Genomic DNA, 13,620 nt, shown 5'->3' with positions numbered 1-13,620 from the left:
ATCCCTTCCGGTACCGGTTCAGGGAGGCGGAGGCACCCCCTTCCGGGAGTGCTGTAGAGGGGGTTTCAGGCGTGCTGACCTGCGTGCCTCCCTGACTCCCTGAGTGATCATTCGTGCAGGTCAGGGCCAGGGAGGCGGGTCAGGGAGGCGTTCAGGGAGTTCTCCCTGCATCCCTGACCCGTCGCGGGTCGGTTCCCTGTCATTCGGCGGCGGAAGCGGAACCGTCTCCGTCGCGGTTGGCGAGCGCGCGGGCGACGCGGTCGCGGGCGACGACCATGACGCCGTCGGACTTGTACGGCTCGGCGCCGGCGTCGTCCAGGACGCGCTTGAGGTCGATGAACGACCAGCCGCCGTAGGCGTCCTGGTTCAGGTTCGCCAGACGGGTGAGCACATCCTTCGTCCGCACCCGCGAGGACTCCCCGAGCACGCTCGCGATGTCGGCCAGCGGGTCACGCTCCTCGCCGCGCTCGATGGCGTGCAGGGTGGTGACGCCGTCGCGGATCGCCTTGGCGCGGTCGGTGATGGCTTCGGCTGCGTCGTCGTCGATGTAGTGCGTGCGCACCGTGATGGACGACTGTCCGGCCGGGATGGCAATGCCGTCGGATGCGACGACGAGCGTTCCCCGGTCCAGGCCCGGACGCAGCAGGTTGGGCGCCGCCCCGCCGTCGACGGCCTTGTCTCCCAGGGCCATGCGGGCTTGCGACTCGGTGCCCAGGGCGAGGGAGGCGCGGGTGTGGGCGCCCTCGCGGACCAGCTTGGGAAGGTTCTCGTTGGTCGGGTCCTGGGTGCCCTGCCACATCAGCACGTTGACGGCCCGGCCCTGGTTGTGGATCTTCCGGACGGCCATGAAGTACCGGGAGTTGGCCTTGGCGCCGCCGTAGGGGCGCTTGTCCTCGTCCTTTGCCGGGCACATGAACGCCACCTGCGCCTCGTCGACCAGCACGATCAGCGGCGGGAACGTCGTTCCGGGCGGGGCCTGGATACGGCGGTTCATCTCGTCCACGGCGCCCTCGACCATCTCGGTCACCTGGATCACGTGCTCATCCGTCGGACCCTGGATCAGGGTCGTGGCCAGGCCATCGAACATGGCCCAGTCACCCACGCCCTTGAGGTCACCCATGAGGAACTGCACCGACTTGTCCAGCGACAGCCACAGCGCCAACGACCGAAGCGCCACGGTCTTGCCCTGGTTGGACAGGCCCGTGATGAGCAGGTGGCGCTGATACAGGCTCAGGGTCGCCGCATCGCCGCGCAGGTCCTGCCCCCACGGCGCCTTGCCCTTGGCGTAGTCGGCGGTCATCGTCTCGTCGGTGACGAGAGGAGACGGGCCGATCGGCTCGTCCAGGGCGCCGGAGTCGGCGACCCACAGCCGCACGGTGCGGGCGGCCTGCGGGATGGTGATGAACACTTCGTGCTCGTGGCGGGTGAGGTTCTCGGCGAGCTTGCGCCGCCGCTGCTGCACCTCAACCGTCGACACCCCCGACGGCAGCGTGACGTCGACCTCCACACCGCATCCGGCGATCCGGATCGGCCCCAGCATCGAGGCGCCGGCGTCGCCCATCTCCTTGATGGCGTTCCGCAGGGCAGGCACTCCGAGGTCGCGCAGGGCCTTTACCACGATGGACGGCGTGATCGGCTCCCCCTCCCCGTTGCGGACGTTGTCGGGCAGTGCCCAGTTCGGGGCGGCCTGCTGCTTGCGGCCTACCGACCACAAGGCGAGCAGGGCGAACAGCGGACCGAGGGTGACGGCGTAGGGCCAGACGACCTGGACGATGGTGATGAGCAGGCCGATGAACTCGATCACCGCAGTCAGCGGGGTGATGACGTCGGCGACGTCCTTGGTGTTGAGGGCCATCACGATGCCGAGGGCGACCAGGGTGCCGATGCTCATCCCGGTGCCGATGGCGGCACCCTTGGCCACGTCCACGGGGGAGGTGAGCAGGTCCATGCGACGCCGGTGCCGGGCATCACGGAAGCGCTGGAGACGCTCTTCCCACTCCTCGGCCAGCTCGTGGTTCCCCGCGGCTTCAGCCGCCCGGATCATGCGCTCGTAGCGGGAACCGGTACGGCCGTCCCAGGTACGGCGAGCCACGATCCGGCCCCCGTTGAACGTGTACATCCCGTGGCGGGCCACCGCGCGAAGGGTGGTCGTGGTCTTTTCGTCGGTGGCGATGCGCTTCACGGCTCGCCCGGAGCGCACCCACAACGGCACCGGGGCCGGGGCGGGTGCGTCCGGCACCACGGTGAGCGTGGTCACCGACGCGTCCTGAGTGGCAGGTTCGGTGTCCTTGTGGAGGCTTACGACGTTGTCGGACATGCTGAGGGGTCTCCTGACTGCCCCGATGCAGGGCGGGAGTTGAGGGAGGCGCCGGGTGGCCTGGTCCGTGGCAGGAAAGAGGCCACCCCGGCAGCACTGGTGGGGCGTGCGGTGTCAGGCGGCGCGGGCGCCGGGGACGAGCTTCTCGGCGAGGTACTCGCGGCTGTGCGCCTCGTTCTCGTCCAGCTCCACCAGCCGCTCGTGTTCGCGGGCTTGGCGGCGGGACTGGCGCTCGATGCCGAGTTCGGCGCGGGTGTTGCGCACGATCCGTTCCAGGACGCCCTTGCGGCTGAACTGCATGGCGTGCACCAGCTCGTGCACGAGCGTCACCGCGAAGTCAGCCGGCGTGGGGTGCTTGTCGGCGTCGATGAGGATCAGCGTCGAGCCGTCCGGGCGCGGGATCGCCGTTGCCTGGATCTCGCGGGCGGTGTGCTTGGCCTGGCGGGTGGCGCGGTTGAGGGCACGGCGGTCGGCGGCGCCGGCCAGGGCGATGTCAGCGGCGACCATCAGTTCGGCCATGCCGCGCTCGTTGGTCAGGATGACTTCCACGTCCGGCATGCGGCCGGACACGGACCGGCTGACGAGCTTGACGGCCTGCTCGGTCAGCCGCTTGGAGGTGCGCAGGGTGGAGCCGTAGCCGGGCAGCTTGTGCGTGCTCACGGATGTCTTCACGACTGTCTCCGTCTCGGGCTTTGCCGCTAGGCGGCGGATTCGTCGGGGTAGGCGCAGGTTGTGCACGTGCCGAGTGAGGTGGGGATGACGTAGCCCGCATCCCGTCCGCATTCGGGGCAGGTGCGGCGGGCAGTGTTGGCCTTGGCCAGGGCCGCCCACTTCGCCGGCGTCATGGGTCGCACGGGCTTGGCGTCTTCGATGCGGTAGAGGTAGGCGACCAGCGGCCCTCGGTGGCGGCGTGGCCGTTCGAGTTGAGCGGCCACGTCCTGTCCGCCGGGCCGCAAGCCCTGCGCTCGGAGTTGGCGGCGGGTGGCGTAGCCGTCCGGGGCCAGGCGCCACCGGAACACCGGCAGCGTGGCCATCAGGCCACGCGCTTCCACGCGGCCCGCAGGCGGACCTCAGAGGCGGAGTGACCGGCCGTACGGAAACGGGCGGCCATCTCGCGATACGACAGGGCCGGGACCTCGCTGTGGCGGATCTCGTCGACGAGAACGTCAAGCGCCTCGTCGGTCAGCGCGGGTCCCGACTCCAGTGCGGGAACGGCCTCCGAGGGTCCCCAAACCGGGAGTTCCCAGCGGGGTGTGACGTCGGGCGTGACGCGGCTCGTCACGCTGGTCAGCGCCCTGCCGGTGTCCTCACCCTGGCGTGCCTTCTCCAGCGTCGACCAGGCCTCGGCGAGGGCCTCGGCGGTCTTGGCCTGGACGTGTGCGACGCGGGCGCCGGCCTGCGTCACGGCCGTCAACCTGGTCTCCTCCGTGGCGGCGTCGGACCGCAGTCGGGCTCGGGACACGGCCGCCTCGTCGCGCGCTTCCTGCTGAATGCCCTGGATTGCTTCCAGCGCGTCCGGGGTGAGCGCGGTGCGCTCCCACAGCCCGTGCACGAGCCACAGCGCCTTGGCTGCAAACGGCAGCCACGAGACGGCGAGCCAGGCCCCGATGGATTCCTTCTCCGCCATGAGCGCGTGGGTGACCAGGACGCCGGTTGCGGCGGCGCCGAACACCCAACCGACCACGGTTACCGGGGTGCTGTGGTCACCCTGGGCGGCGAGGCGGCGCTCGTAGGCGAGGGTGGCCAGCCAACCGCCGTCCAGGCCGAGACCGACGACCAGGGCGACACTCTTGGGCATTGCCTCACCGAGCCACATCACGATCACGGCGAGGGTGAGCACCATGGATACCCCCGTCATCGCGACGGCGGGAAGTACCGTTTTGGCCCGAGCGATGCGCAGCAGGTTCGCGGCCTTCACAGCGCACCCCCCGCCGTGAGCAGGGCGGCCAGGATGAGCAGCGCCCCACCAGTCAAGGTGAGGTCGACCGCGCGGCGCAGGCAGGTGAACTTGGTGACCGCGAGGCGGGAGAGTCCGGCGATGTCGGCGGCGAGGTCGGTGGAGACGGCGTCGGTGATCTCCTCGGCGGTGAGCGTGGCCCACAGCGGGAACCCGTGCCGGCCGCGCAGGTTCGGCCTCGTCGAGCGCAGCAGCAGAGCGGCCGCCGCGACCAGCAGCACCATCCCGAGCACGCCCGCCACGTAGGCGGGGAGGGTCAGGGGCAGGTCTCGGGCGACCGTCCATGTGCCGGCGAGGACCGCGCCGACGAACGCCAGCAGAAGACCGGTCTTGGTGTCCGTCCGCGTGATCTCCGCCTTCACCTCGGCGTGCACGTCCTTCAAGCTCCGGGTGGTGGCGCTCATGCCGCACCCCCCGCCTGGGCCGTGCTGGCGGTGCGGTTGGCCAGGGCGATACGGGCGGCCAGCGCCCGGCGGCGGGCCCGGCGAAGGCGTCGGTTGTCCAGCTCGGTCGGGATGCGGTCCAGGGTGATGATCTGCGCGTCGAGCAGCTCGACGTCCGCCAGGATGACGGGCATCTCCTGCTCGATCGCGTCCAGCTCCGCACCCGTCGGCTCCATGAAGTCGGCGAACGCGGTAACAGCGTCCTGAACAGTAACGATGTGGTCCATTGGGTCTGGTTCCTCTCAGACAGGAACGGCCCGAACAGCGGCCCCGGTGTTCCAGCACCGGGGCCGCGCGCCGTTGAAGTCGGTAGATCCGGCTCCCCTCAGCGCTGCTCGTACGAGACGAGCAGCGGAGGCAACCGGCCCGCAGAACTGCTGCGGGGGCTGGTCGTGCAGTCGCGTACGAGGTGCACCCGTACGCGCATCCGTCCTCTTGCTGGCAGGGGAGGGACGGCCTCCCAGGCACGCTGTTCAGTTCTCAAGCAGCAGTCGCTTCCTTCGAGCCCGTTTCACGGGGCCCTCCGGGCGCAGCATGTACGGCAGAACCGTACGTGACACCCCGTCCGGCTTGTCTGGAGGAGTGCCGCTGGGCAAGACATTGCACGAGACCTGCTTGGAGAGTCAAGCCCCCTGGTCTAACTTGTACGGAGGAGTCGGAGCAGAGGAGATGCATCACCGGTGCGACGCGGCATGACGAAGGCGCAGGAAATCGCCTATGACCTGCGCGAACAGATCCAGTCCGGCCGACTGGGGGGAGGCGAGGCACTCCCCAGCGAATCCAAGATGATGAGCCAGTACGGCTACAGCCGCGAGACGGTGCGCGCCGGCGTCCGCCTCCTGATTGAGGAAGGGCTGGTCGTCACGGGGCAGGGGCAGGGCAAGTACGTCCGTGAGGACTACCCGCCTGTCGTGTGGAACTGGACGACGCTGGAGAGCCGGAGTCGCCATGCCACGGCGGTTGAAGGACGGACCGCCGGTGATCAGTGGGCCAGCGCGATTTCCGAGAACGGGAACGCCCCCCGCCAAGACATCACGGTGTCGATCGTGGAGCCACCGCCCCACGTGCGTGAGTGCCTCGAACTCCCCGAAGACGGGCTGGCCGTGGCGCGCAAGCGCGTTCGGTACATAGACAACCGGCCCTATGCTCTCGCCGACTCGTACTTTCCGCAGGACCTTGTGACCGGCACGCCGTTGATGGAGCCGCGCGACGTCTCCGCCCCGGGTGGCGTACTGGCCTCCGTCGGGCTTGTGCAGGCCAAGTACAGGGATGAGATCTCCGTCCGCATGCCCACGCGCCAGGAGGCCGAACTACTTGCTCTCCCTGCGGCAACACCCATCGCAGAGCACACCCGAACTGGCTACGACGCGGACGGTCGTCCCCTCCGCTGCATGGTCACCATCCTCCCCGGAGACAGGCACAAGATCCTCTATGAAGTCAGCACGGACTGAATACCTCCGCCCCGCAGCGGCGGAGGACGTTCCCGCCCTCATGGCTCTTCGAGCAGAGGCGGAACGATGGCTCAGCACCAAGGGAACGGACCAGTGGAGCGACCCGGAGACGGGCGAACGTGCCATCGGGAAATGGCGCGCCAGCATAGATGAAGGTCGGGCATGGGTCGTCGTCGGTGAGGGTGACAAGGTGCTGGCCACTGTCAGCCGCGGCCCCGTTGACCGAGACTTCTGGACGGACGAGGACCGCCCTGAATCAGCGCTCTACCTGTACAAGTTGATGGTCGCGCGCGAAGCGTCCGGTCGGCACCTCGGAACGCGTGTCATCGACTGGATGTCGCGCCTCGCGGCACTCGAAGGCCGAACCTGGGTGCGCATTGATACGTGGCGAACGAACACAGGGCTGCACGCCTACTACGAACGGTTGGGGTTCAAGCATGTCCGCACCGAGGCACCGGCCCACCGTCGTTCGGGATGGCTCGCCCAGCGCCCAGCGGGTGAGGTGGCCCTGCCGCATGACCTCTTGCCGGTTGGCTCCGCTGCCCTGCGGCATGTGCCCCACCAGGGGACTGAAGCACGCGCCAATGACGGGGTGAACAGCGAGAACGGAACGACCCGCTGACGTCAAGTCCACGCACACCGGCGCACCGCGAAGCACCGGTTTTATCCCGCCACCGTGGTTGGACGCCTTCGGGGCGCGAATTGTGCAGCCTCTCACGCCTCGACCACTGCTGATCCAGAGCGAGGACGCGCTCATTATGGAGCTGAGGACGTGAATCTATTGTGACTTTCGTCACAATTGGTGGGCATGGAGTCCCTCAAGGCGGCAAACGCCTCTGCGGGGATGGTTAACAGCGCGCCGGCAGGTCACCACCAGACCTTTGAGTCCATCAGCGCGGCGGTAAGCCGCCAGTAAGGCCAGGGTCGGGAAATGAGGCTCACGACCTGGGTAAATGCCGCGATCCACTATAACCCATATCCCATTGCGTACGCCATGGGATATGGGTTAAGCAGGCAGAAGACGCACGTCAGCGCATCTCTAGATGCGTAAAAGCGAATTGGCTATAGAGAATTGCAAACATTTGGAGCTGAAAGAGGAACGTGCGCGTCCGTCGCCCCGTAGGTCACCCTGTTGCTGTTGAGGGTGGCGTGGTCGCGGGAAGGCGGCCCCCGCTGGAACGGGAGCCGCCCCGACCTTGTCCCTAGCGTGAGAAAGGTCTGCGATGACGGTACCCATGAATCCTCGGACGCCGCACGGCGAAGTACCCGCCGACGGTGAAGAACGTCTCCCCGTCAGTGTCAGGTTGAGTCGTCGGCGATGGCTCGCTGGTCTCGCTGTGACCGTGATCGGCTTGGGTGTAGTAGCCCTGGTGCTGGCATTCCCGGGTCTTGCGACCCCTATCGGCACGTCTGCCGGAGTCATCGCCGCCGTCGTCCCGCTGGTTCAACGCATGGGGCGTGTCCCGGGACATAGCCTGAGCGAGGGGCGGCACGAGGTCCCCGCCACTCATGTCGACGTGCCGCTGCACAAGGGTTGAGGCTCGGATAGGCGCGGTGTGACCAGCGAAAAGAATAGGCGTCCTGACATCAACGCCTGACATCAACAGTCACGCACACCAGCGCACGGCGACGGACCAATGCGGGCTCACCATCGTGCAATAGCGGCGGTGGGTGGCTGCTCGTGAGCGTGAGGTTCCGGGGCGAACGCGCCTACGGATCAGAAGGTTGCAGGTTCGAATCCTGCCGAGTGCACAGCATGTCAGAGGCCCTGTGGAGCGATCCACAGGGCCTCTGACGTTGGCCTTGACGGCGCGGGGTGACGGCAACCGCTTCAGTGTTTGGTCTCGCCCGCCCTGTCGCCGACAAGGCGGACGATCTGCACCGGCCCTGTCACCCTCCTCGGTCGCGCAGAACGCGCCGAGCCGCTCGGTACGGACCAAGGCCTCGACTGCACAGAAGGCGCTGCGTCTCTTCACGCTGCGGATGGTGGGAAGTAGCCGCAGGACGAGACTCAATCTGAGAGACTCCAGTACATCTCATTCGCAGGTTTCGGGTCTTCCGCTGTATTCCATGTCTGGATCGCCGCGCCCGGGTCCGTATAGGGGCCGCGAATGGTCAGGCATAGAGAATCAGACCAAATGCGACCTTCACGCATTTCCCATTTCTGTAGATTGCTTCCGTTGCATACTTGCGCAATCATGGTCTGGCCGCCGCCGAATCCCTCTGGTGTAAGGCAGCGCGCGTCATGGTTGACGATCTCACCGCGGTCTGTCGCTGTCCAAAGCTGGGCTTTGGAGTCGCGACAAGTAGCTGTAACTACTTTTTGTCCCTCGGCTTCCAGGCACAGGCCCTTATACGGTGACTTAGTGGCGCTTATATGTTTCCAGTTGGTGCTCTTTTCGAGCGGCTCAGGCGAGTTCATGGAGGCGCTGCCATCCACGCCGTGGGAGGTCGAAGGTGCGGATTTCCGCGAGGGTGAGTGCTTGGCTGCGCCTGAGTCGCCGGGTGAAGGTGCGATCGTGCTTGATTCACTCGGGCTTGTTGCTCCGCCGGCAGGGGCCGACTTTGGTGCTTTATCTGGCTCATCGAGAATGGCCGTGAAGTACGTAGCGAGCAGGCCGAGTATTGCCGCAGAGACGCCTAGGACGCTCGTCTGGGTAGTAGTGCTTGCCTGCTGTGTGCGGAGAAGGAAGTAGATGGCACCCAGTATGACGATGGATACCATGATGAGGATGACTATCGCGGTCGTCCTGTCCACTCCTTGCGCCCTCCGTCAATGCGGCGAAGTCTGGTCACCGAATAGGACGTTGTACGGATGGGGGGAGGTTCCGTACGGGGAGCGTAGTTCAACTACGGCTGCGGGTAGTGACGGCAGCTATGGAATGCGTACTTCCGTCGATCTTGCGATGGCCAATGCTTTCGGATGAGTAATCGCAGGATAGCCGTCCTGCCTAGTGTGTGGCAGGACGGCTGGACGGCGCTTCAGTGGCCCACGGTTAGTTTGAGTGCGGCCTCGCAGGGTTCGCATGAGGGTCAGTCATCTGAGTCTCGAAGGGCGTTGCCAACGCGGTTGAAGGCATCGCGGCGCAGGGCCTTACCCACCTCGTAGATGGTCGGCCGGTCTTCGGGAGCATGGCTGAGCATGGCTTCGATCAACTCGCCCAGCTCACCGGGCGCCTTGACGAGGCGGCGTCTGCCGTTGGCCACGGCCTTTCTCTGGACGGGGCGTGGAGCGTCGTCCGGGTACTCGATAGCCCGCCAACCAGTGGCCGAGATCAGCAGGGAGGAGCCGAGGGCGTAGACGTCGGCTTCTGGCGTGGGCTCGGCTTCCCCGGTGGCGAGCACGCTGCGCGCGATCTCCGGTGCTTCGTAGTGGACGAGGCAGCCGCGGAACGGGAAGTCGTATCCCTCGGGGACATGTCCGCCTCGGGCTAGAGCCAGGTCGATGAGGTGTGTCCGCTCCGACCCGACGATGAAGTGGGCGGGCTGTACGTCGCCGTGGGCCCAGCCCTTGGCGTGCAGTTCGGCCAGGACCTCGACACAACCCAGCGCCACACGGGGGTCCGGTGCGATGGACGGGGCTTGCCTTCGGCAGGGCTCCCACAGCTGGTGCAGGTTCGGCCCTTCATGCCACGGCTGGAAGTTCCACGTCCCGCATTCCCATTCTCCGTACGCGAAGTCGTCGCATCCGAGGCGATGCAGCACGGCACCCTCGCGGGCGGGCGCGAGGGCGGTCCAGGGCTGGGCGGGCCAGTCGGCCGTAGCCTCGATCGGATAGCCGACCTTGACCGCGTAGTGGCCTCGATGGCTCTGCACCTCCCAGACCATGGAGCCCCGGCGGTTAAGGACCAGGCGCTGGGACGTGGGCATGAGGGCGTCGAGCACCACGATCGGCAGTTCAGAGGGTGAGCCGGACAACGTCTCTTCTCCTTCCGAGCGAGCGCGGCCGACCATGAGTCGAGGCCGGCCGCGCCGCTGCTGTCTTGTGCTACGCCTGGCCGTACGGGCGGCCGCAGTCGGAGTCGCACTGGGCAAGGTTCGTGCCGTCCACGGTCCACAGGTCATCGAAGACCATGAAGCCCGCCGTCTTCATGGCGCGTGCCGAAGCGGCGACCTGCTCCGGGTCGCGGGCCCCGCCGCCGGGCTTCGGGTTGTGGTGCAGGAAGCGGCCCGCGTACCGCTCGCACAGCTCGGCGTACTCCTTCGTGTGCAGGATGAGCGCGTGCAGGCCCAGGTCCACGTCGTCCGACGGGACCATGGGGACGATCGCGGTGGCTGCGGTGACCACGAAGGCGACCGCCTGGTCCGCGATCCGCTCGGCACGCTCGGGTGACTGCCCGTTGCGGACGACCACGAAGTGGGCGAGGCTCTGAAACAGCTCCTCGCCAGCCACCGCGCGGCCGGACCTCTGATCGTTCGCCGTTGCCGTCATGCGAGTACTCCTTCTGGGTAGTGGAGCGTGGCACTTACGGAGTTGGGAGGCCGCCCCGAACGGGGGTGGGGGAACCGGGGAATGAGCACCCGTCCGGGGCGGCCGGTCTACTGGCCGACAGCGAGAGCCATGCCGATCACCAGGCCGCACGACCCGCTGATCATGATGATGAAGAGGACTCCCGCGTATCGGCCGATGGCGCGCATCACAGGCCGTACCTGCTGTTGCCGTTCTTGATGGCCAGGCGTGCGCTCAGTTCCTCCCGAGCACTCGGCTGCACCACCTTGTCCGGCATGGCATCCCACTCCCGGCCGCCGCCGATGGGCCGTATCTGCACTCGGCCGCCGAACTCACCCATGACGATGCCGATACGTCCCTTGGCGGTGTCCTTCGCCAGTTCACCGATGCCTGGTCTGGTCTGCTGGTTGCTCGCCATGCAAGGGAGCATCGCTATCGGAGGGCCGTCGCTAAAAGGTCAGGCTGATTACCCAACTTGGTTAACATCGCCGGAAGTAGAGAACCAGCGACGTTGCGTAGCCCTCGCAGTTTGGGAGCTTGCCGATGCCCGACCCGGACCGGCCGCAGGAACTGCCGGCCAGGCTGCTCACCGATCCCGAGATGATCGATGCGTGTCGGGTCCGGGACTTCGCCGGAGTCTTCCGGCTAGTGAAGGTCAGGGCGGGGATCTACCCGTCGATGATCGCCCGGCGTTGCGACCTCACGCCGAGCCGCGTGGGCGAAGTCATCGCAGGCCGACGTCACTTGCAGCACATGGATGTCATCGAGCGAATCTCCGACGGCTTACGCATCCCAGGGGACATGCTCGGGCTTGCCCGCCGAGCGTGGGAGACGCCCCAGGCTCTCGTGGTCGCCGAGCGCGAAGCACCCCAGGTGCCGGAGCAGGAGCAGCAGGCCCCCGCGTCTCTGCCAGGTCCCGACGTGGACAGCATCTTGGCCCTGGCCACGCGAACCAGCCTGAACAAGGCCACGCTTGAAGCCTTCCGCTCTTCGATCGAGGACTACTGGCGACGAGACGACCAGCACGGCGGCGAGGCACTGCGGCCAGCCATTGTCGGACAGCTCCGTCATGTCGTCGGACTCTTGAAGGAGAGCCGACCGCCGTCCATCCAGAACGGTCTGTACGGCATCGCAGCCGAGCTGGCACGCCTCACGGGCTGGACCTACTTCGACGCCCGCCAGTACAACCAGGCCCGCGCCTACTTCACCGAGGCCCTGCAACTGGCGAAGGAGATCGACGACCGGCAGTTCATGGCCAACGTCCTCGCCTGCATGAGCTTGCAGGCGACCTACCAGGACAAGCCCGCGGACTCGTTGGCACTCGTGACCGCAGCCCAGGATCAGGCTCGGTCAGCACTCGGCAGCACGCCCCGCGTTATGTCGATGCTGGCCATGCGGGAAGCATTCGCCCACGCCACCCTCGGCAATCGTGATGGCACGCACCGGGCGATCGGGGAAGCGCACAGCCAGTTCGAGCGGATTGGGGCGAGTGATCCGGACCCCTCATGGGTGACCTACTTCGACGAGCCGAAGCTCATCGTGGACACGGGCATCGCCCATGGCCGACTGGGCGAAGCGGCGACTGCCGAACCTTTGATCGCCGATGCCCTGCGGCGGGAGCACCACACAAACCAGCGAGGCCGTGCGTTCCACTCGTTCTGGCTGGCTCGTACGCAGCTGGACCAGGGCAAGCTTGACCAGGCGTGCCACACCGCCACGCAAGCCCTTGAGCCCGCGTCGGCGGTGGTCTCGGAGCGAGTGTCAGGGCATCTCAGGGAGTTCTACGACCAGTTGACCCCGCACAGGCAGGAGCCCGTAGCCCTGGCTTTCGAGGCACGGCTACGGGAACTCCTCCCGGCGGTCAGCGGATCGCTTCGTCCATGAGCAGGTAGAGCAGACCCACGAGTGAGCCACTGCTCACGATCTCGCGTCGGTCTATCATCCCGCGCACCTCTGAGAGCGGGATCCACTCGATTCGGTCGGACTCGTTCTTCTCCGTGGGCGGACCAGCGTAGGTGGCGCCGTCGATGCGGAAGACGTGGTGCTGCGAGTCTGTGATGCCGTTCGCCGGCTCGGCATAGATCAGAGGCTTGATGGGACCGGGACGCCAACCGGTCTCTTCCAAGACTTCGCGGACAGCCGCTTCTTCCGGCGTCTCGCCGTCCTCGACCAGGCCCATGGGCAGTTCCCAAGCCCACGAGTCCGTGATGAAGCGGTGTCGCCACATCATCAGGACCTCTTTGCGGTCGTTGACCACGGCGGCAACGGCAAGGTGCCGGAGGCGGACGACGTGGTACTCCCACCTTCGTCCGTCAGGCTGCTGGACGTCGACCAGACACAGATTCACCCAAGGGTTGGTGTAGACCTGTCGCTCACCGTGGGTCTTCCACTCCATACCTGCGGCCCCTCTCGATCGGTCTCCAGGATCTCAGACCGATCTGACGAGGGGTGCATGTTCCCCTCTTTTCGCGTCACTGTGACGAGATGCGCCGACGAGGGCTCCGGCCCCAGGCAGAACTGAGAGTATTCGGATGACTACAGTAACTAGCCTTGCTTTTCCGGCTCGCATTCGAGTTGACCTATCGCGTTATTCACGCAAACTTCGTCGCCCGGTGTGGTTGGGTACCAATCGCTGTAGTAGGACTGCTTATCCGTGATATCTCGGAAGCCGGTACTCGTATCTTCGTACTTACCGTTGGATACCTTGTAACGATGGATCCACGCCTGGCAGTTCTGCGAGTCACCAGGCGTGTACCAACGGATCCGACCACTCGCCCGTTGTGCGTATACCTTGCAGCCCGCCGCCTCTATGAGCAATGAGCCGTCGCTGCTTCGGGTGGGTGTGGTCTGAGGGGCATCAGCGGCGGGCTCATCGCCTGACTCACGGGTCTGCTTGGAGGGCGAGGGGCTCTCCGCAGCTTCGGGGGAGGTGCCCTGCGTCGAGCATGCAGCCAGGCAACAGGCCCCAACGGTCAGCACTATCCAGTGGCGCCACTGTCGAC

General features: G+C 66.5%; 14 protein-coding genes. 3 read left to right on the top strand and 11 right to left on the bottom strand.

Features of this window, described 5'->3' with window-relative positions:
* Positions 1 to 199 precede the first annotated feature (199 nt).
* The 6 genes from AB0937_RS29520 to AB0937_RS29495 form a co-directional block, all read right to left on the bottom strand.
* On the bottom strand, positions 200 to 2,317 hold the full coding sequence (locus AB0937_RS29520; protein WP_366715791.1) for an FtsK/SpoIIIE domain-containing protein: 2,118 nt from the start codon (positions 2,315 to 2,317) through the stop codon (positions 200 to 202).
* A gap of 114 nt (positions 2,318 to 2,431) precedes the next feature.
* Positions 2,432 to 2,989 (bottom strand): hypothetical protein, encoded by a 558-nt coding sequence (locus tag AB0937_RS29515; protein ID WP_366715789.1) that lies wholly within the window; start codon positions 2,987 to 2,989, stop codon positions 2,432 to 2,434.
* Between the two features lie 26 nt (positions 2,990 to 3,015).
* Positions 3,016 to 3,351 (bottom strand): RRQRL motif-containing zinc-binding protein, encoded by a 336-nt coding sequence (locus AB0937_RS29510; RefSeq protein ID WP_366715787.1) that lies wholly within the window; start codon positions 3,349 to 3,351, stop codon positions 3,016 to 3,018.
* Positions 3,351 to 4,160: a protein spdB gene (locus AB0937_RS29505; RefSeq protein ID WP_366715785.1), complete on the bottom strand. Its 810-nt coding sequence runs from the start codon at positions 4,158 to 4,160 to the stop codon at positions 3,351 to 3,353. The genes AB0937_RS29510 and AB0937_RS29505 overlap by 1 nt, the downstream gene beginning before the upstream one ends.
* Before the next feature lie 71 nt (positions 4,161 to 4,231).
* The gene (locus AB0937_RS29500; protein WP_366715783.1) at positions 4,232 to 4,678 is read right to left on the bottom strand and encodes a Pycsar system effector family protein; all 447 of its coding nucleotides are present in this window, start codon (positions 4,676 to 4,678) and stop codon (positions 4,232 to 4,234) included.
* A complete protein-coding gene (locus AB0937_RS29495) occupies positions 4,675 to 4,944 on the bottom strand; it encodes a DUF6284 family protein (RefSeq protein WP_366715781.1) in 270 nt (89 codons plus the stop codon). The genes AB0937_RS29500 and AB0937_RS29495 overlap by 4 nt, the downstream gene beginning before the upstream one ends.
* A 465-nt stretch (positions 4,945 to 5,409) precedes the next feature.
* On the opposite strand from AB0937_RS29495, the gene AB0937_RS29490 reads away from it, so the two are divergent.
* Both AB0937_RS29490 and AB0937_RS29485 read left to right on the top strand, forming a co-directional pair.
* A complete protein-coding gene (locus tag AB0937_RS29490; protein ID WP_366715779.1) occupies positions 5,410 to 6,168 on the top strand; it encodes a GntR family transcriptional regulator in 759 nt (252 codons plus the stop codon).
* Positions 6,149 to 6,790, top strand: a complete 642-nt coding sequence (locus tag AB0937_RS29485; RefSeq protein WP_366715777.1) for a GNAT family N-acetyltransferase — start codon at positions 6,149 to 6,151, stop codon at positions 6,788 to 6,790. The genes AB0937_RS29490 and AB0937_RS29485 overlap by 20 nt, the downstream gene beginning before the upstream one ends.
* A 1,389-nt stretch (positions 6,791 to 8,179) precedes the next feature.
* Here the strand turns inward: AB0937_RS29485 and AB0937_RS29480 are convergent.
* The 4 genes from AB0937_RS29480 to AB0937_RS29465 all read right to left on the bottom strand — a co-directional run bounded on the left by AB0937_RS29480 (position 8,180) and on the right by AB0937_RS29465 (position 11,048).
* A complete protein-coding gene (locus AB0937_RS29480; RefSeq protein ID WP_366715775.1) occupies positions 8,180 to 8,926 on the bottom strand; it encodes an RICIN domain-containing protein in 747 nt (248 codons plus the stop codon).
* Positions 8,927 to 9,201: 275 nt separating this feature from the next.
* Positions 9,202 to 10,086 (bottom strand): protein kinase, encoded by an 885-nt coding sequence (locus tag AB0937_RS29475; RefSeq protein WP_366715773.1) that lies wholly within the window; start codon positions 10,084 to 10,086, stop codon positions 9,202 to 9,204.
* A 70-nt stretch (positions 10,087 to 10,156) separates the two neighbouring features.
* Positions 10,157 to 10,600 carry a hypothetical protein gene (locus AB0937_RS29470; protein ID WP_366715772.1) on the bottom strand — a complete coding sequence of 148 codons (444 nt, stop codon included), beginning with the start codon at positions 10,598 to 10,600 and terminating at the stop codon, positions 10,157 to 10,159.
* A 205-nt stretch (positions 10,601 to 10,805) separates the two neighbouring features.
* The gene (locus AB0937_RS29465; RefSeq protein ID WP_366715770.1) at positions 10,806 to 11,048 is read right to left on the bottom strand and encodes a hypothetical protein; all 243 of its coding nucleotides are present in this window, start codon (positions 11,046 to 11,048) and stop codon (positions 10,806 to 10,808) included.
* A 113-nt stretch (positions 11,049 to 11,161) separates the two neighbouring features.
* Between AB0937_RS29465 and AB0937_RS29460 the strand changes: the two genes are divergently transcribed.
* The gene (locus AB0937_RS29460) at positions 11,162 to 12,502 is read left to right on the top strand and encodes a hypothetical protein (RefSeq protein ID WP_366715769.1); all 1,341 of its coding nucleotides are present in this window, start codon (positions 11,162 to 11,164) and stop codon (positions 12,500 to 12,502) included.
* Here AB0937_RS29460 and AB0937_RS29455 read toward each other — a convergent pair.
* Complete coding sequence (locus tag AB0937_RS29455) at positions 12,480 to 13,013, bottom strand: NUDIX hydrolase (protein ID WP_366715767.1); 534 nt, start codon at positions 13,011 to 13,013, stop codon at positions 12,480 to 12,482. The genes AB0937_RS29460 and AB0937_RS29455 overlap by 23 nt on opposite strands.
* Positions 13,014 to 13,620 lie beyond the last annotated feature (607 nt).

Origin of the sequence: Streptomyces sp. NPDC047880 (assembly GCF_040706515.1) — a bacterium.
GTDB lineage: Bacteria > Actinomycetota > Actinomycetes > Streptomycetales > Streptomycetaceae > Streptomyces.
This window is presented reverse-complemented; position numbering and strand designations above follow the sequence as displayed.

Bases quoted from the DNA above. Each gene is read 5' to 3' on its own strand.
- AB0937_RS29520 (WP_366715791.1), bottom strand. From the start codon at position 2,317: ATGTCCGACAACGTCGTAAGCCTCCACAAGGACACCGAACCTGCCACT.
- AB0937_RS29510 (WP_366715787.1), bottom strand. From the start codon at position 3,351: ATGGCCACGCTGCCGGTGTTCCGGTGGCGCCTGGCCCCGGACGGCTAC.
- AB0937_RS29505 (WP_366715785.1), bottom strand. From the start codon at position 4,160: ATGGTGCTCACCCTCGCCGTGATCGTGATGTGGCTCGGTGAGGCAATG.
- AB0937_RS29500 (WP_366715783.1), bottom strand. From the start codon at position 4,678: ATGAGCGCCACCACCCGGAGCTTGAAGGACGTGCACGCCGAGGTGAAG.
- AB0937_RS29495 (WP_366715781.1), bottom strand. From the start codon at position 4,944: ATGGACCACATCGTTACTGTTCAGGACGCTGTTACCGCGTTCGCCGAC.
- AB0937_RS29490 (WP_366715779.1), top strand. From the start codon at position 5,410: ATGACGAAGGCGCAGGAAATCGCCTATGACCTGCGCGAACAGATCCAG.
- AB0937_RS29485 (WP_366715777.1), top strand. From the start codon at position 6,149: ATGAAGTCAGCACGGACTGAATACCTCCGCCCCGCAGCGGCGGAGGAC.
- AB0937_RS29470 (WP_366715772.1), bottom strand. From the start codon at position 10,600: ATGACGGCAACGGCGAACGATCAGAGGTCCGGCCGCGCGGTGGCTGGC.
- AB0937_RS29465 (WP_366715770.1), bottom strand. From the start codon at position 11,048: ATGCTCCCTTGCATGGCGAGCAACCAGCAGACCAGACCAGGCATCGGT.
- AB0937_RS29460 (WP_366715769.1), top strand. From the start codon at position 11,162: ATGCCCGACCCGGACCGGCCGCAGGAACTGCCGGCCAGGCTGCTCACC.
- AB0937_RS29455 (WP_366715767.1), bottom strand. From the start codon at position 13,013: ATGGAGTGGAAGACCCACGGTGAGCGACAGGTCTACACCAACCCTTGG.